Source organism: Paucibacter sp. KCTC 42545, assembly GCF_001477625.1.
GTDB lineage: Bacteria > Pseudomonadota > Gammaproteobacteria > Burkholderiales > Burkholderiaceae_C > Paucibacter_A.
The window spans coordinates 1,889,925-1,906,292 of sequence record NZ_CP013692.1; the positions used below are offsets into that span (position 1 = coordinate 1,889,925).

The 16,368-nt window shown below is 63.3% G+C and carries 17 protein-coding genes; 5 read left to right on the forward strand and 12 right to left on the reverse strand.

Annotation, left to right across the window (positions count from 1 at the left end; all coding sequences use genetic code 11):
• Nucleotides 1-5 precede the first annotated feature (5 nt).
• The 3 genes from AT984_RS08380 to mltG are packed head-to-tail and all read right to left on the reverse strand — an operon-like array spanning nucleotide 6 to nucleotide 2,631.
• Nucleotides 6-1,031, reverse strand: coding sequence for a hypothetical protein (locus AT984_RS08380; RefSeq protein WP_058719707.1), 1,026 nt, complete (start codon nucleotides 1,029-1,031; stop codon nucleotides 6-8).
• Nucleotides 1,025-1,642, reverse strand: a complete 618-nt coding sequence (gene tmk, locus AT984_RS08385) for a dTMP kinase (protein WP_058719708.1) — start codon at nucleotides 1,640-1,642, stop codon at nucleotides 1,025-1,027. Before tmk ends, AT984_RS08380 begins: the two co-directional genes overlap by 7 nt.
• The gene (mltG, locus tag AT984_RS08390; protein WP_058722179.1) at nucleotides 1,639-2,631 is read right to left on the reverse strand and encodes an endolytic transglycosylase MltG; all 993 of its coding nucleotides are present in this window, start codon (nucleotides 2,629-2,631) and stop codon (nucleotides 1,639-1,641) included. The genes tmk and mltG overlap by 4 nt, the downstream gene beginning before the upstream one ends.
• Before the next feature lie 72 nt (nucleotides 2,632-2,703).
• Here mltG and ygfZ point away from each other — a divergent pair, with 72 nt between their 5' ends.
• Both ygfZ and AT984_RS08400 read left to right on the forward strand, forming a co-directional pair.
• Nucleotides 2,704-3,669: a CAF17-like 4Fe-4S cluster assembly/insertion protein YgfZ gene (gene ygfZ, locus AT984_RS08395; protein WP_058722180.1), complete on the forward strand. Its 966-nt coding sequence runs from the start codon at nucleotides 2,704-2,706 to the stop codon at nucleotides 3,667-3,669.
• Nucleotides 3,669-3,941 (forward strand): DUF4936 family protein, encoded by a 273-nt coding sequence (locus AT984_RS08400; protein WP_058719709.1) that lies wholly within the window; start codon nucleotides 3,669-3,671, stop codon nucleotides 3,939-3,941. Before ygfZ ends, AT984_RS08400 begins: the two co-directional genes overlap by 1 nt.
• A gap of 21 nt (nucleotides 3,942-3,962) precedes the next feature.
• On the opposite strand, the gene AT984_RS08405 is transcribed toward AT984_RS08400, so the two are convergent.
• Entirely contained in the window at nucleotides 3,963-4,820 is an 858-nt protein-coding gene (locus AT984_RS08405; RefSeq protein ID WP_058719710.1) for a YbgC/FadM family acyl-CoA thioesterase, read from the reverse strand.
• The gene (locus AT984_RS08410) at nucleotides 4,817-5,767 is read right to left on the reverse strand and encodes an alpha/beta hydrolase (protein ID WP_058719711.1); all 951 of its coding nucleotides are present in this window, start codon (nucleotides 5,765-5,767) and stop codon (nucleotides 4,817-4,819) included. The genes AT984_RS08405 and AT984_RS08410 overlap by 4 nt, the downstream gene beginning before the upstream one ends.
• Nucleotides 5,768-5,894: 127 nt before the next feature.
• Here AT984_RS08410 and AT984_RS08415 point away from each other — a divergent pair, with 127 nt between their 5' ends.
• Nucleotides 5,895-7,046: an iron-containing alcohol dehydrogenase gene (locus AT984_RS08415; RefSeq protein ID WP_058719712.1), complete on the forward strand. Its 1,152-nt coding sequence runs from the start codon at nucleotides 5,895-5,897 to the stop codon at nucleotides 7,044-7,046.
• A gap of 92 nt (nucleotides 7,047-7,138) precedes the next feature.
• On the opposite strand, the gene aceA is transcribed toward AT984_RS08415, so the two are convergent.
• From aceA to queG, 5 genes are all read right to left on the reverse strand, one after another.
• The gene (gene aceA / locus AT984_RS08420; protein ID WP_442952170.1) at nucleotides 7,139-8,440 is read right to left on the reverse strand and encodes an isocitrate lyase; all 1,302 of its coding nucleotides are present in this window, start codon (nucleotides 8,438-8,440) and stop codon (nucleotides 7,139-7,141) included.
• Nucleotides 8,441-8,811: 371 nt separating this feature from the next.
• Nucleotides 8,812-9,414: a MarC family protein gene (locus AT984_RS08425; protein ID WP_058719713.1), complete on the reverse strand. Its 603-nt coding sequence runs from the start codon at nucleotides 9,412-9,414 to the stop codon at nucleotides 8,812-8,814.
• A gap of 86 nt (nucleotides 9,415-9,500) precedes the next feature.
• Nucleotides 9,501-10,439, reverse strand: a complete 939-nt coding sequence (xerD, locus tag AT984_RS08430; protein ID WP_442952171.1) for a site-specific tyrosine recombinase XerD — start codon at nucleotides 10,437-10,439, stop codon at nucleotides 9,501-9,503.
• Nucleotides 10,408-11,346 (reverse strand): tripartite tricarboxylate transporter substrate binding protein BugE, encoded by a 939-nt coding sequence (locus tag AT984_RS08435; protein WP_231741742.1) that lies wholly within the window; start codon nucleotides 11,344-11,346, stop codon nucleotides 10,408-10,410. The genes xerD and AT984_RS08435 overlap by 32 nt, the downstream gene beginning before the upstream one ends.
• Nucleotides 11,347-11,466: 120 nt before the next feature.
• Nucleotides 11,467-12,513, reverse strand: a complete 1,047-nt coding sequence (queG, locus tag AT984_RS08440; protein WP_082680313.1) for a tRNA epoxyqueuosine(34) reductase QueG — start codon at nucleotides 12,511-12,513, stop codon at nucleotides 11,467-11,469.
• Between the two features lie 48 nt (nucleotides 12,514-12,561).
• Between queG and tsaE the strand changes: the two genes are divergently transcribed.
• Nucleotides 12,562-13,074: a tRNA (adenosine(37)-N6)-threonylcarbamoyltransferase complex ATPase subunit type 1 TsaE gene (gene tsaE / locus AT984_RS08445; protein WP_257721175.1), complete on the forward strand. Its 513-nt coding sequence runs from the start codon at nucleotides 12,562-12,564 to the stop codon at nucleotides 13,072-13,074.
• Between the two features lie 14 nt (nucleotides 13,075-13,088).
• Entirely contained in the window at nucleotides 13,089-14,699 is a 1,611-nt protein-coding gene (locus AT984_RS08450) for an N-acetylmuramoyl-L-alanine amidase (RefSeq protein ID WP_058719717.1), read from the forward strand.
• A gap of 57 nt (nucleotides 14,700-14,756) precedes the next feature.
• Here AT984_RS08450 and AT984_RS08455 read toward each other — a convergent pair whose 3' ends face one another.
• Both AT984_RS08455 and AT984_RS08460 read right to left on the reverse strand, forming a co-directional pair.
• A complete protein-coding gene (locus AT984_RS08455) occupies nucleotides 14,757-15,407 on the reverse strand; it encodes a DedA family protein (protein ID WP_058719718.1) in 651 nt (216 codons plus the stop codon).
• Nucleotides 15,408-15,539: 132 nt separating this feature from the next.
• A complete protein-coding gene (locus tag AT984_RS08460) occupies nucleotides 15,540-16,181 on the reverse strand; it encodes a PEP-CTERM sorting domain-containing protein (RefSeq protein WP_058719719.1) in 642 nt (213 codons plus the stop codon).
• Nucleotides 16,182-16,368 lie beyond the last annotated feature (187 nt).

Sequence of the window (16,368 nt, forward strand, 5' to 3'; positions counted from 1 at the left end):
AGCTTTCAGCCCCGGCGCGGCATGGCCTCGCGCAAGGCCTGCTGGCCCTGGGCGAACAAGGATTCCATCAACAGGCCCGCGTTCAGCGGATGCTCGGCATGCCGGGCGGCACGGCGCAGTTGCGCTTCCCAGGCATGCAACGGCGCCGCCAGTTTGGGCTTGGGCAAGGAGTCGGCCGGGAAGTAGCTCGGTGCCGCACCATGCGCCAAGCGCAGCAAGTCGTGGCACAGGCGCTGCAAGGCGTCGATGGCGCGGGGCTGCGGCCAATCGCCCAGGGCCACTTCACCACGAGCCAGGCGCTGCGGCAGTTGCTGCCAGGCGCTGGCGCGCAAGCCGGCCTCGAACCAGTCACGGGCTTCCTGCGGGCGGCCACCGGCCGCGGCCAGCAAAATCTCCGGGCCTTCCACCCCTTGGGCCTTGAGCCACTGCAGGCTGGGCGCGGTGTCGGGCAAGGCCAATGGCACGGGCTGGCAGCGGCTGCGGATGGTCGGCAACAGCGCTTCCGGCGCGGTGCTGGCCAGCACAAAGCGCAGCACGCCGGCAGGTTCTTCCAGCGTCTTCAGTAAAGCATTGGCGGCCACGGTATTGAGCGCCTCGGCCGGGTAGACCACCACCACCTTGGCGCGCCCGCGTGCCGAGGTGGCTTGCGCGAAGCTGAGCATGGCGCGCACGGCGTCCACCTTGATTTCGCGGCTGGGCTTGGTTTTGGATTCCTTGACCGGCGCCTCGCTGTCGGCCACCCAACCGAGCTGCTCGCGCAAGGCCTCGGGCAGCAGCAGCATGAAATCGGGGTGGGTGTGCGATTGAAACAAATGGCAGCTCGCGCAATTGCCACAGGCCCAGCCTTGGCGGCCCGCGTCCTGCAGCGGGGTTTCGCACAGCCAAGCCTGGCCCAGCAGCATGGCCAGGTCGAACTGCCCCACCCCTGCCGGGCCTTGCACCAGCAAGGCGTGGGAGCGCGCCGTCGCCAGCGCCTGGCTCAGGGGCCGCGCCAGCCAGGGCAATGGAAGCTGCTGATCGGGGCCTACCATCCTCGTGCCTCCAGCACCGCTTCGATTTGCGCGGCCACTTCGGCCACCGTCAAGCTGGCGTCGATACGCGCGAAGCGTTCGGGCGATTGCGCCGCCCGAGCGGCATAACCAGCGCGCACCTTATTGAAAAAGTCGAGGTCTTGTTGCTCGAATCGGTCAGCTTCGCGCGCTGCGGCGCGGCGTTGCGCAGCTTGTTCAGCAGGCAGATCGAACCAGAAGGTCAGATCGGGCTGGCGGCCTTCTTGCACCCATTGCTCCAGCGTGGCCAGCACGTCTAAGTCCATGCCTCGGCCGCCGCCTTGGTAGGCGAAGGTGGCGTCGGTGAAACGGTCGCACAAAACGGTTTGTCCGGCTTGCAGGGCTGGCTCAATCACCTGGCGAAGATGGTCACGGCGACCGGCGAAGACCAGCAGCGCTTCGGTCAAACCGTCCATGCCGCTGTGCAGGAACAGGCCTCGCAGGGTCTCGGCCAAGGGCGTGCCGCCCGGCTCGCGGGTATTGAGCACGCTGGCGCCACGCGCGCTCAGGCGCTCGCCCAGGCGGGCGATGTGGGTGGATTTGCCCGCGCCGTCTATGCCTTCAAAGGTGATGAATCTGCTGGTCTTGTTCACTTGCCGCGCTGGTATTTGTTGACGGCGCGATTATGCGCGGCCAGGTCTTCACTGAATTGGCTGCTGCCGTCGCCCCGCGCCACAAAGTACAAGGCCTTGCTTTGCGCCGGATGCAAAGCGGCCTGCAACGAGGCCTTGCCGGGCATGGCGATCGGGGTGGGCGGCAAGCCGCCGCGGGTGTAGGTGTTAAACGGCGTGTCAGTTTGCAAATGGTGCTTGCGCAAATTGCCATCGAAACTCGTGCCTAAGCCGTAAATCACCGTTGGGTCGGTCTGCAAAGGCATGCCGATGCGCAGGCGGTTGACGAAGACGGAGGCCACCAGGCTGCGGTCTGCGGCTGCGCCGGTTTCCTTTTCCACGATGGAAGCCAGGATCAGCGCCTCATCGGCACTCTTCAGCGGCAAGCCCTCGCTGCGGCCCTGCCAGGCCAGGTCCAACTGCTTTTGCATGGCCTTGAAGGCGCGCTTGAGCACGGTGAGGTCACTCACGCCGCGGCTGTAGGCATAGGTGTCGGGGAAGAAGCGACCCTCGGGCGCCAGACCCGGCTGGCCCAAGGCGGCCATCAGTTCCGCATCGCTAAGACCAGCCGTGCTGGGCTTGAGCGCGGGGGACTTGGCCAGGGCGGCGCGCACTTGACCGAAGGTCCAGCCCTCGATCAAGCGCAATTGCTCCAGCACCTCGTCGCCGCGCACCATCTTGGCCAGCAACTCACGCGGTGTGGCGCCTTGGTGAACCTCGTAGCTGCCGGCGCGGATCTGGCGCGATTGGCCGGACCAGCGGAACCATTGGTAGAGCAGCCGCCCATCGGCTTGCACGCCGGCGTTCACCCAGGCTTGCGCCACCTCACGCGGCGGGGTGCCGGGCTCGATGGACAACTCCACCGTTGGCGTGGCCAATTCCAGCGGCTGGTCCAGCCACCACCAGGCCCAAGCCGAGGCCAGCGCCGCGATCGCCACCACCATCAGCAGCAATCGTCCAAGCCACTTCATCATCCCTAGCCTTTGTCTGTTCAATGTTCGGGGCTTCACCGAGGAAGCCGGGCGCTGATGATAATCAAGGCCATGACTACGATCGCCACCCCCCAAGCATTTATTCCAAGCGCGGGCGCTCTGCGCCTTTCAGACTGGGGCCTGATCCGCGCCGAAGGGCCGGAAGCGGCCAAGTTTCTGCACGGCCAGCTGACCCAGGACTTCGAGCTTTTGAAAGAAGACCAGGCCCGCCTGGCCGGTTTTTGCAGCGCAAAAGGCCGCTTGATGGCCAATCTGATCGGCTGGAAAGCCGGGCCGGAGACCATTTATCTGGCCTTGCCCCTGGAGCTTTTGCCGCCCATTCTCAAGCGCCTGAGCATGTTTGTGCTGCGCGCCAAGTGCAAGCTCAGCGATGCCACGGCCGAGCAAGCCCTATGGGGTGTGCTGGGTGAATTGCCCGAGCAGGCCGGCCCGTCAGCGCGATGGGGCAAGCAAGTCACGGCCACTGGTGCCACCTTGATTCGTCTGCCGGAGAGCGGCGCCGATGCCGGTGCCAGCAGCCCCCGCTATCTGCTGGCCCAAGCCTCGGACGCCGCCGCGCCTGCCCTGGCCGCACTGGACATGGCGGATTGGAACTGGCTGCAAGTGCAAAGCGGCCTGGCCTGGGTGGGCAGCGCCACGGCGGAAGCCTTTGTGCCGCAGATGATCAATCTGGAATTGCTGGACGGCGTCAACTTCAAAAAGGGCTGTTACCCCGGCCAGGAAGTGGTGGCGCGCAGCCAATACCGCGGCACGCTCAAGCGCCGCACCCATTTGTTTGAGTTGGCGGACGGCTCGGCTGAGGCCAAGCCGGGGCAGGAAATCTTCCACAGCCTGGACCCCGAGCAACCGGCCGGCTTGGTGGCCAATGTGGCCAGCCGCGCGGGCCACAGCGTGCTGCTGGCGGAAATCAAGATCGCCGCCTTGGAAGAAGGCACGCTGCACCTGGGCGCGGCCAGCGGCCCGCTGCTGACGCATCGCGCCCTGCCCTACGAGATTCCGCTCAACTCCGAGGTTTGATGGACGAGCTGTATCTCTACTACAAGGTCCGCACCGACGATGTCGGCGCGGCCTTGGCAGCCTTTGAGGCCTTGAACTTGGGGGTAGCCGCGCCGCGTATGCTGTGCCGCCAGGACGAGGCGCAGGGCTCGCCGGGCATGCAAACCTGGATGGAGATCTACAACAGCGGCAGCAGCGATCAGTCCGCCGCCGAGGCGCAGGTCGCTGCCGCCCTGCGGCCCTTTATCCAGGGTGCGCGCCATCTGGAGCGCTTCAAGCCGCTGCTGAAGTAAGGCTCGCGCGCCATGGCAGGTTCACAGCAGCCTGACCATCTCCACATGGCCAATGCCCGCTTCCTCAAACTGCGGGCCGCGCTGCACAAAACCGGCGCGGGTGTAGAAACCGGCCGCTGAGAGCTGGGCATGCAGGATCACCTCGCGGTAGCCCAGGGCCTTGCCGCGCAACATCAAGGCTTCGAGCACCGCACGGCCCACGCCGCTGCCGCGCACCTGCGGCAGCACGGCCATGCGGCCGATCTTGGCGACACCCGGCACATGCTCCAGCAAGCGACCGGTGGCCAGCGCGCGGCCCATGCGGTTGTAAGCCACGGCGTGCAGGCAAGTAGCGTCGGCCGCGTCCCATTCCATTTCCGCGGGGATCTTCTGTTCTTGCACGAACACGGTTTGGCGGATCGCTGCCGCAGCCTCACCCAATTCATCCCAGGCGCCTTCTTGCACGGTGACGACGGCCTCACCCGCCTCGAAGCCATTGATCACGGCGCGCAAGTCCGCTGGAATGCTGCGCGGCTGCTGGGTCTTGGGGTCGGCGAAAACGTAGACCAACTCTCCGTGCACCAGCAGCTCTTCGCCCCGGAACACCGCCGCAATCACCTGCATCGAGCTATTGCCGATGCGCTCACAGCGCACGCCGATGTTGAGTTGATCGTCATAACGGGCCGAGCCTAGATATTCCACCGTTGCCTTGCGCACGAATAAATCGCCTTGCAGCGCGGCCATGGTGTCGACATAGGGCAAGGCCATGGCTCGCCAGTAGCCGCCCACGGCGAGGTCGAAATAGCTGAGGTAATGGGCGTTGAAGACGATTTGCTGGGCATCGATCTCGGCCCAGCGCACGCGCAGGGGTTCAGCGAAGCGGAAGTCTTGGCGTTTCATACGGTTCTCTGGGGCGGGGGTTGATCGTGGGGCGAAGGCGGATTCAGGGCTTCCCGCATGGCTGTCGTGCAGAAGTCCTGCGCGCTCAAAGCTTCGGGAATGGCGCGGCCCATCTTGATGAAGTCATGGGTCACGCCGCGCACCAATTCCAGCTGCACCGCATTGCCATTGGCGCGCAGCAGGTCACCGTAGGCCAGGCCTTCGTCCACCAGCGGGTCGCACTCGGCCAGCAAAATGGCAGCAGGCGCCAGGTCGCTGTGGTTGGGTGCTTCCAGCGGTGCGAAGCGCCAGTCGCGCCGGTGGTGGTAACCGATGTAGTGGTCAAAGAACCAGGCAATGGCGGCGGCGTCTAACAAAAAGCCCTGGCCGAAGAATTTGTGCGAAGGCGTGTCGGCGTGGGCGGCCGTGCCCGGTGTGATCAGCAATTGCAAGGCCAGGGGCAGGCCCTTGTCACGCGCCAGCAAGGCGCAGACCGCCGCCAGCGTGCCGCCAGCACTGTCGCCACCCACGGCCAGCCGGCTGCCGTCCAGGCCCAGACTGCCAGCGTTCGCGGCCAGCCATTGCAAGGCGGCCCAGGCGTCGTCCACCGCGGCGGGAAAGGGGTGCTCGGGTGCCAAGCGGTAGTCCAGTGACACAACGGCAGCGCCACTGCGCAGAGCGAGTTGGCGGCACAAGCTGTCATGCGTTTCCAGGCTGCCGATGGTGAAACCGCCGCCGTGCAGATAAAGCATGACGGGCAATCCCGACGCACTGCTGCTGGCGTAGAGCCGCGCGGCCAAATCACCGGTCGGGCCCGGGATATTGAAATCTTCCACGCGGGGCAGCGCGGCGCGCGGCAGGTCAAGAATCTCTGCGCCCATCAAATAAGCAATGCGGGCCTGCTGCGGGCTCAGGCTGTGAAACGCCGGGCGTTTGGCCCGCTGTATCCGGTCCAACACACCGGCCATGCGGGGGGTTAACAAACTGCTGCTCAAAAAAAGCTCTCCATCATTCCGGTCACTGAGTTCGCTCAGATCATTCAGATCCATTAGGCTTGGGGCAGTGTGCCAGACCTCACGACAAGGACGACGCAAGATGGCTTTGATCCAATACCTGACCCAGATCCACATCGACTTCGGCGCCTGCGCCCTGCTGCCCCAGGAATGCCTGCGCGTGGGCATGTTGCGGCCGCTGATCATCAGCGATGCCGGCGTGCGCGACGCGGGGGTTCTTGCGCAAGCCATGGCCGCATGGGGGCCTACGCCGCCTCCTGTGTTTGACCTGACCCCCAGCAACCCCACCGAAGCGGCCGCGCGCCTGGCCGTGGAGATGCTGCGACGTGAGCGCTGCGATGGCCTGGTGGCCATTGGCGGTGGCTCCAGCATGGATCTGGCCAAGGCGGTGGCGATTGCGGCCACCCACGAGGGACCCTTGAAAACCTACGCCACCATCGAGGGCGGCAGTGCCTTGATCACCGACAGCGTGCTGCCCGTCATCGCCGTGCCCACCACGGCCGGCACCGGCAGCGAGGTGGCACGCGGCGCCATTCTGATCGTGGACGACGGCCGCAAGCTTGGTTTTCACAACTGGGTCCTGCTGCCCAAGGCCGCCATTTGTGACCCGGCCCTGACCCTGGGTCTGCCGCCGGGCTTGACGGCTGCCACCGGCATGGACGCCATCGCACATTGCATGGAGACCTTTATGTCGGCCGCGGTCAATCCGCCGGCGGATGGCATTGCTCTTGACGGCCTGCGCCATGGCTGGTCCCATATCGAGCGCGCCACACACGCGGGACAGCAGGATCGGGATGCGCGCTGGCAGATGATGAGCTGCAGCATGCAAGGCGCCATGGCCTTTCAAAAAGGCCTGGGTTGCGTGCATTCGCTCAGCCATTCACTGGGTGGCCTTGAGCCCCGCTTGCATCACGGCACACTCAATGCGGTGTTCCTGCCGGCTGTGATTCGTTTCAATGCCGCCGCACCCAGCATGCAGGCCGAAGACCGATTCAATCGCATGGCCCAGGCCATGGGCTTGCCGCACTGTGGGCCAGATGGCGAAGCGCTTGCCCAAGCCATCGTGGCGATGAATCAGCGCCTGGGCCTGCCTACCGGGCTGGCCGCATTGGGCGTGGGGCCTGACTTGTTCGAACGCGTGATTGACGGGGCCATGCAGGACCATTGCCACAAGACCAATCCTCGTCTGGCCAGCCGAGCCGACTACCTGGTCATGTTGGCGCAATCGCTGTAGGCCCGCCACTCAAGTTCAGTCTGATTCAGGCATGAAAAAAGCCCGGCAGAGCCGGGCTTTCGAGGCTAACTCAGCGCAGCGCGCTGTTCGATTTAGCCGTGCTTCTTGTCGAAGAACTGTTCGTCTTCGGTTGAGCCCTTCAGGGCGCCCGTCGAGGCATCGCGCTCGATGGTGGTGGTGACAGCGTCGAAGTAACCGGTACCCACTTCACGCTGATGCTTCACCGCGGTGAAGCCACGCTCGGCGGCGGCGAATTCGGCTTCTTGCAGCTCCACGAAGGCGCTCATATTGTTGCGAGCGTAGCCGTAGGCCAGGTTGAACATCGAGTAGTTCAGGCTGTGGAAGCCGGCCAGGGTGATGAACTGGAACTTGTAACCCATGGCGCCCAGCTCGCGCTGGAACTTGGCGATGGTCGCGTCGTCCAGGTTCTTCTTCCAGTTGAAGGAAGGCGAGCAGTTGTAGGCCAGCAGCTTGCCGGGGAACTTGGCGTGAATCGCGTCAGCGAAGGCCTTGGCGAAAGCCAGGTCTGGCTTGCCGGTTTCGCACCAGATCATGTCGGCCACTTCGGCGTAGGCCAGGCCGCGGCTGATGGCTTGCTCCAGACCGTTGCGGGTACGGAAGAAACCTTCCACCGTGCGCTCGCCGGTGCAGAAAGGCTTGTCGTTGTCGTCGATATCGCTGGTGACCAGGTCGCCGGCTTCGGCATCGGTACGAGCCAACAGCACGGTGGGCGTGCCCATCACGTCAGCGGCCAAACGTGCAGCGTTGAGCTTGGCAACGGCTTCACGGGTAGGCACCAGCACCTTGCCGCCCATGTGGCCGCACTTCTTGGCCGCGGCCAATTGGTCTTCGAAGTGAACGCCTGCGGCGCCGGCTTCGATCATGGACTTCATCAGTTCGAAGGCGTTCAGCACGCCGCCGAAACCGGCTTCGGCATCGGCCACGATGGGCGCGAAGTAGTCGGTGTCGTTCTTGCCTTCGCTCCACTGAATTTCGTCAGCGCGCTTGAAGGTGGCATTGATCTTCTTGACGACCTTGGGCACCGAGTCCACCGAGTACAGGGACTGGTCAGGGTACATCTCGCCATTGCTGTTGGCGTCGCCAGCCACTTGCCAGCCAGACAGGTAGATGGCCTTCAGGCCGGCCTTGACTTGCTGCATGGCCTGGTTGCCGGTCAAGGCGCCCAGCGAATTGACGAAGGGCTCGGTGTTGACCAGATTCCACAGCTTCTCGGCGCCGCGCTGAGCCAGGGTGTGTTCGATCTTGATCGAGCCACGCAGACGAACCACGTCAGCGGCGGTGTAGCTGCGCTTGATGCCCTTCCAACGGGGATTTTCGGCCCAGTCTTTTTCGAGGGCGGCGATTTGTTGCTCACGGGTCAAGTTGGTCGACATGAAGTGCTCCTGCAAAGTCAAAGGGAAAGGACGTAGATCAAAACTCATGGCGCCGTGCGCTTTCGGTTGTCCGGAAGGGCTGAATCGCTGGGCCTGCTGTCCTGCCTGTTGAGGCTGTTTTGCTGGCGTTTGCGATCCCGTCGCTGTGACTCAAGATTAGTCCTCTTGGCTCCGCATGTGAAGACTTATGTCTTATATAAGACTGAATTTATTTCCCAATAAAATCAATAACTTAATTTAAAAATTTCTGATCGTGAAATGCAATTCACCATCATGAGAAAAAATGTCGCACTGCAGCATCACTTGAATTCACGATATGAAATGGTGGTTTCGTATCGTGAGATTCAACTGGCGTTTGACTTGGCGGCGGCTTACAGGCCGCCGATGAAGTAGCGCTTCAAGCCCGCCAAGATCATTTCGACGGCAATCGCGGTCAGCACCAAGCCCATCAACTTCTCGATGGCCGAAACCACCGAGTCACCCAAGATCTTGCGAATGCGATCGGCCACCAGCAGGGTCAAGCCCGAGACCAACATGGCCGCGGTCAAAGCGCCAATCCAGTCAAAGATGCGCTCAGGTTGACGCGAGGCCAGCAGCAGCACAGTCGCCATCGCCGAAGGGCCGGCCAGCAAAGGCACGGCCAAGGGGAAGATGAAAGGCTCTTTGCCCGGCTCCAGGCCGTAGGCCGATTCACTGGCGCTGCCGAAAATCATCTTGATCGCAATGATCAAGAGGATCACGCCACCGGCCACTTCCAGTGAGCGCTCGGACAAATGCATGACCTCCAAAAAGCTGCCGCCCAAAAACATGAAGGCGAACAGCGCCGCGAAGGCGATACCCACCTCGCGGGCAGCCACCAGCGTGCGGCGCTCTTTGGGCACCTCGCGCATGATGGAAATAAAGATGGGAAGGCTGCCCAGCGGGTCCAAAACCAGCAAAAGCAGAATGAAAGCGGAGAGAAAACTGTGATCCATAGGGCGGCATTGTCGCCGCCCTGCCCGGCTAACGCATCTTTGCCAAGTCCTGGCATGCGCAATACACGGCTCCAGCCGGGGCGAAATCAGGCGCGCGGATGATGTTGGGCGTGGATCAGCTTGAGCCGCTCCCGGGCCACATGGGTGTAGATCTGCGTGGTGGACAGGTCAGCGTGCCCCAGCAGCAGCTGCACCACGCGCAGGTCGGCGCCGTGGTTGAGCAAATGGGTGGCAAAGGCGTGGCGCAAGGTGTGCGGTGACAGCGGGCTGGCGATGCCGGCGGCCAGGGCATGCTTTTTCACCACCACCCAGAACATCTGCCGCGTCATGCCTGCGCCGCGGGCGGTGACAAAGAGTTCATCGCTGCTTTGGCCCTTCAGCAGTTCGCTGCGCGCATGCTGCAGATAGCGCAGCAGCCAGGCGTGTGCCTCTTCGCCAAAGGGCACGAGCCGCTCTTTGCTGCCCTTGCCGGTGATGCGCAGCACCGCCTCCTTGAATCCCACATGCACGCTTTTGAGTGTGACCAACTCGGTCACGCGCAGGCCGCTGGCATACATCAGCTCCAGCATGGCGCGGTCGCGTTGGCCCAGAGCCGTGTCGATATCGGGGGCGTTCAGCAGCGCCTCAACCTGGGCCTGGCTCATCAGCTTGATATTGCGATGGCCGGCTTTGGCGTTAGTCAGGCGCAGCGTCGGATCCTGGCTGATGCGCTGCTCGCGCAAGGCCCAGCGGAAGTAGCGCTTGAACACACTCAGGCGCCGATTGGCGCTGGTGGTCTTGCCGCCCTCATGCCGGGCCAGGGCGTAGTCCTGCAGGTCGATCTCTACCGCCTGGTCCAGACTTTTGTCGCCATGCGCTTGCAGCCAATCGGCAAGCAAGTTCAGGTCACGCCGGTAGGCCGCCAGGGTGTTAGCTGAGAGGCCATCTTCCAGCCACAGAGCCTCCACAAAGCCATCAATCCAGGCCTCGCTGGCCTGGCGTGACGGGCTGAGTTCAATCGAGCTTGAGTTTTTGCTGTTCGACAACTTTTTTGTAGACCTCAAATTCGGCCTTGATCTGGGCCGAGAACTGCTCGGGCGTGCCCGCCACGATCAGTGAGCCGGTGTCCTCGATGCGCTTTTTCACCTCGGGCATTTCCAAGGTCTTGCGGGCAGCCTGATTGACCTTGGCCACCACGTCCGCGCTCAAGCCCTTGGGGCCGTAAAGCCCGTAGTAGGCCATGCGGTTGACGGGCTCCAGGCCCACTTCTTTGAAGGTGGGCACATTGGGCAGCTGGGCCAGGCGCTGCGGCGCGGCCACCACGATGGCGATCAAGCGGCCATCTTTGATGAAGGGCAGCGCCGAGGGCAGATTGTCAAAAATCATCGGCACCTGGCCCGACACCGTGTCATTCAGGGCCGGCCCTGCGCCACGGTAAGGAATGTGCAGCACGAACAAGCCGGACAGGCTTTTGTACAGCTCCATCTGCAAATGCCCAATGCCGCCGGTGCCCGAGCTGGCGTAACTGTACTTGGCGGGGTTCTTCTTCAACTCGGCCACAAAACCGGCGTAGTCACGCGCCGGGAAGCTGGGATGCACCGCGATCACATTGGGCGTGGCGGCCAAATTGATGATGGGGGTGAAGTCGGTCAGCGGGTTGTAGGGGATCTTGGGGTTGATGGCCGGGTTGGCCGCCGTGGTGGAGACGGTGGCCATGCCTAGGGCGTAGCCATCCGGCGCCGCCTTGGCCGTGTCATTGGCGCCCACCAGCCCGCCGCCACCGGCCTTGTTCTCCACAATCATCTGCTGGCCCAGGGGACCGCTGATGCGTTCGGCCAGCACGCGGGCCACGATGTCGGTGGTACCGCCCGGTGCAAAAGGCACGATCAAGCGCACTGGCTTGCTCGGGTAAGCCTGCTGCGCCCACAGCAGCGTGGGCTGCAGCAAAGCCATCACCGCCAAGCAACCGAGCCGGGCATTCCAAACGTGTCGTGTCATGGTCAAACCTCCAGTGGCGCCATGCTAGCGCAGGCGGGAGACACATCGGTACGGGCAAACCCAAGCCAGGGACATTCAGGCCTGGGCCAACGCCCAATCGATATGCTCGGCCAGCAGCGCCGAGGCCTGCGGCCGCGCGGACTGCAATGCGGCGCGAAGGTTGGAGTCCTCGCCCTGACGCAAGGCATTGCCCATGGCCACCGCCAGATTGCGCTGCCAGCGCGCGTGGCCGATGCGGCGGATGGCCGAGCCTTCGGTGCGGCGCAGGAATTGCGCCTCATCCCAGGCCCAGAGCTGCAACAAGCTCGCGCCGTCCAACTCGGGGCGAGCATCAAAATCCGCCACCACCGCCTTGGCGGCGAATTTGTTCCAGGGGCAGGCCAGCTGGCAATCATCACAACCGTAGATGCGGTTGCCCATCAGCGGCCGCAACTCCAATGGAATGGCGCCCTCATGCTCAATCGTCAAATAGGAGATGCAGCGCCGCGCATCCACCCGGTAGGGCGCAACGATGGCCTGAGTCGGGCACACATCCAAGCAAGCGCGGCATTGCCCGCAATGCGCGGTCACGGGCTCGCTCAGCGGCAGCGGCAGATCCAGATAGATCTCACCCAGAAAGAACATCGAGCCCGCCTCGCGGTGCAGGGTCAAGGTGTGCTTACCGCGCCAGCCAATGCCGGAGCGCGAGGCCAGCTCCACCTCCAGCACCGGCGCCGAATCGGTGAAGACGCGGTAGCCAAAGGGGCCAATGCTTTGGCCCAGCCGTTCGGCCAGCTTTTGCAAGCGGCTGCGCAGCACCTTGTGATAATCCCGGCCACGGGCGTAGATGGAGAGCTGTGCGCGCTGTGGATCGCGCAAGCCCTGCCACTCCAGAGCCTGCCAATCGCTGCGGCTATCCTGAGGCAGATAGTCCATGCGCGCGGTCAGCACACGCACGGTGCCGGGCACCAGCTCGGCGGGCCGGGCGCGCTTGAGGCCATGGGCTTGCATATAGTGCATGCTGCCGTGGAAACCGGCGCTCAGCCAGGCTTGCAAGCCGGGCTCGGCGCTGGACAAATCAATATCGGCCACGCCAATCTGTGAGAATCCCAACTCAAGCGCCCAGGCGCGCAGCTGGCCCATCAAGGCCTGCATTTCTTTGTCGTTCAATGTCCGTGGAGCTTGCGTCATTTGCGCATTCTAGAAACCCGCCTTCTGCAGTGGCCCGATGAGGCCGCCACCCAAGCCTTTTGCGAGCAAATGGCTGGCGCCTTGCGCCGCCAGCCCGCGCTGATGAATGCCAGCATCGAGCTGCACGGCAGCCTGGGTGCCGGCAAGACCAGCTTGGTGCGCCACTTGCTGCGAGCCTTAGGCGTTGAGGGGCGCATCAAAAGCCCCAGCTACGCGGTGATGGAGAGTTATGAGCTGGCCGCCGAATTGGGCTGCGCCAGCCATTTCGACTTCTACCGTTTCAACGATCCGCGCGAATGGGAAGACGCGGGCTTCCGCGATGTCTTCGCCGCACCGGGCCTCAAGCTCAGCGAATGGCCCGAGAAGGCTGCCGGCATGCTGCCCACGCCCGACCTGCAGATCTGGCTGGAGGTGAACGAGGACGATAGCCGCGCGGTGCGCTTGCAGGCCGGCAGTGAATTGGGCCAGGCCTTGCTGAACGCACTCGATCAAACACAAGGGGTCAGGTCTTGACGCGCTCACCTGAAATGAAGCGCCAGCGCCGCGCCGCCCTACGCGCCATGGGCTCCCTGGTCTTGCTGATGCGCGCGCCGCAGGTGCTGGCCAAGCCCAAACCGACGGGTGGCAATGCGGATGGCAGTTTGGCGCCGCTGGCGACCAAGCCAGCGCCTGCACCGGCTCCTGCCCCCACGCCAGCGCCCGCCCCCGCCGCCGCAAGCCATCCGGCGGGTGGCAATAGCAATATCGTGGCTGTGCGCGTCTGGCCTGCCGACGCTTACACACGGGTCACGCTGGAGTCCGACAAGCCCCTGGCCGCCCAGCACTTTGTGGTGGAAGCGCCGGATCGCCTGGTGATCGACGTGGAAGGCCTGGAACTCAGCCCCGGCCTGCGCGAGCTGCTGGGCAAGGTCAAGGCAGATGACCCCTTCATCGCCGGTGTGCGCGTGGGCCAGAACCGGCCGCGCGTGGTGCGCATCGTGCTGGACTTGAAGCAGCCGGTGGCGCCGCAGATCTTTACCCTGGCGCCGGTGGCGGCCTACCAAAACCGCCTGGTGTTTGATCTTTACCCCAAGGTGGAAACCGACCCGCTACTGGCTCTGGTGCGCGAAAAGGAGAAGGCCGAATCAGCCGCCGCCCAATCGGTGCAAGACGCCCTGGGCGAGTTGATCGCGCGCATCGACAAGCCCAAGTCGGTTGCGGTGACGGTGGCGACGGCGCCCGTACCCCTGCCTGTGCCAGTGCCGGTCCCCGGTGGCATCAACGCCACCGGTCCCGCCAAGCCGAGTGCGCCTGCCGCATCCTCGGCTACGGCCAATACCGGCCCGGTGCAAACGCCGGTGCCCGCGCCGCCTCTGCCCCCGGCCACCAGCTCACCCGCCGTCACGGCCGCAGAAACCAGCCTGGCTCAAGCCAAGCTGGACCGCCTGATCGTCATCGCGCTGGATCCCGGCCATGGCGGCGAAGATCCGGGCGCCATCGGCCCCACGGGCTTGCGGGAAAAAGATGTGGTTCTGGCCGTCGCCTTGCAGTTGCGCGACCGGCTCAATAGCAACCCCAATATCCGCGTCATGCTGACCCGCGATGCCGACTTCTTCGTGCCTTTGCAGGAGCGGGTGCGCAAGGCGCGCCGGGTGCAGGCCGATCTGTTTGTGTCCATCCACGCTGATGCCTTCGTCACGCCCAAGGCGCGCGGCGCCTCGGTGTTTGCGCTCAGCGACGGTGCTGCCAGCAGCCAGACGGCACGTTGGATGGCGAACAAGGAGAACGCGGCCGATCTGGTCGGCGGGGTCAATGTCAACACCGCCGTCAAGGACGCCCATGTGCTGAAAGCCTTGCTGGACATGAGCACGGCCGCTCAAATCAAGGACAGTCTCAAGCTTGGCTCCGAAGTGCTGGGGCAAATCGGCCGGGTCGGCAATCTGCACAAGCGCGCGGTGGAGCAAGCCGGCTTTGCGGTGCTGAAGGCGCCGGATGTGCCCTCCATCCTGGTGGAGACCGCTTTTATCTCCAACCCCGAGGAAGAAGCCAAGCTGCGCGACCCGGACTATCAGGCCCAGCTGGTGGCAGCGCTAGCCACCGGCATTGCTCGCTACTTCGCGAAAAACCCGCCGCTGGCGCGGCACCGCCCTTTGTCCTGACCTTGGCTCTGCCGGTGTGGGGGCGGGCCTACCCAAGCCCACCCGGCTTTGTCAGACTCAGGCAGCCTGCTTCTTCTGCCGGCTGGCACGCCAGCCGCCGACGATGGCAATCAAGCCAGGCACGATGATCATGGCCCAGATGATTTTTTCCAGATTGCCCTTTACCCAAGGCACATTGCCAAAGGCATAGCCGATCGAGGTGATGCCCACCACCCACAGCAGGGCGCCACCGACGTTGTAGGCGGTGAACTTGCCCCGGCTCATCGCGGCCACACCGGCCACAAAGGGCGCGAAGGTGCGCACAAAAGGCATGAATCGGGCGATCACGATAGTGATGCCACCGTTGCGCTCGTAGAACTCATGCGCGGTGTCGAAGGCGCGCTTATTGAAAAAGCGCGACTGCTCCCACTGAAATACCTTGGGGCCAAAGTAGCGTCCGATCAGGTAATTGCACTGGTCGCCCAGAATGGCTGCGACCAACAGCACGGCAATGGCCAGCGGCAAATTCATCAGCCCCGCCCCGCACAAAGTACCCACGACGAAGAGCAGCGAATCGCCCGGCAGAAAGGGCATCACCACCAAGCCGGTCTCGACGAAGACGATCAGGAACAGCAGGGCATACACCCACATGCCGTAGGCCTGAACAAAATCGGCAATATGCCGATCGACGTGGACGATGAAGTCAATGAGAAAGCTGATGAGTTCCATGGGCGCGCATTATGCGGGCAGGTGATTGCAAGCCGATGCTTGTGCGGCGCGTTGCGCGAACAGCGCATGAAAAAGCCCCCGCAGCGATTGGGCTGCAGGGGCTTGGCAATACAGGCGCAAGGCGCCAGCTGATTAGTTTGCCTTGCGCTTACGGGCCAAAGCCAGGCCCATCAAGGCGGCACCCACCAGGGCCAAGGAGGCGGGTTCAGGCACATTGCTGCTCTGCGCTGCATTGCCAACCAGCAAGACCTTTTCCCAGCCATTGTCGCTATTCAAGTTGGTAAAGCTGCCAGCGCGCCATCCGCCCGAACCAGACCCGGTATGCCAGCACAAGCGGTCACGTTCTTGCGTACCGGTTGTGTCACAACTATTGCGCGAAACGGTATCCGTGGCGCTCGCAAAGCCCCAGGAATAGTTGGTGCTGAAGTACCAGCCCACGCCATTGGCCTTATGGGTGGTATTGCTGGTGCCCGTGTTGAAGATCACGTCAGCGTAATTGGCCGCGGCCAGGACTTCAAAAACGTTGCTGCCGGTGCGGCGTGCGCCCATCATCAAGTAATCGCCTTTGCAGTTCGACAGCATGCCCGCGGTGCTCAGGCCATTGCTGCCGTATGTGGCGCTGAAGCACTGTGTGAAGCCCCAGGTATCGGTCACGGTAGCCGCAGCTACGTCGTTCTTAACGCCGAAGGGAACGATGGAAGCCTGAGCGGCGGAAGCGCCGAACAAAGAGCTGGCAACAAGGGAGGCGGCGATCAGGGCCTTAGCAAAAGTCATTTCTATTCTCAGTGGCAAATTGGTGACAGATTTTCACAAAGCACTATTCATGCCTGATCATGTAATCCCTTGATTTCAAGGTGATTTTCATCCATAAGAATATGGATCAAAGAACGTTTGTAAAGAATTCCGACACATTTCTCTGGAACAAGCTAGGCACCCGTTGGCCGCAAAAAACGATTTGCCG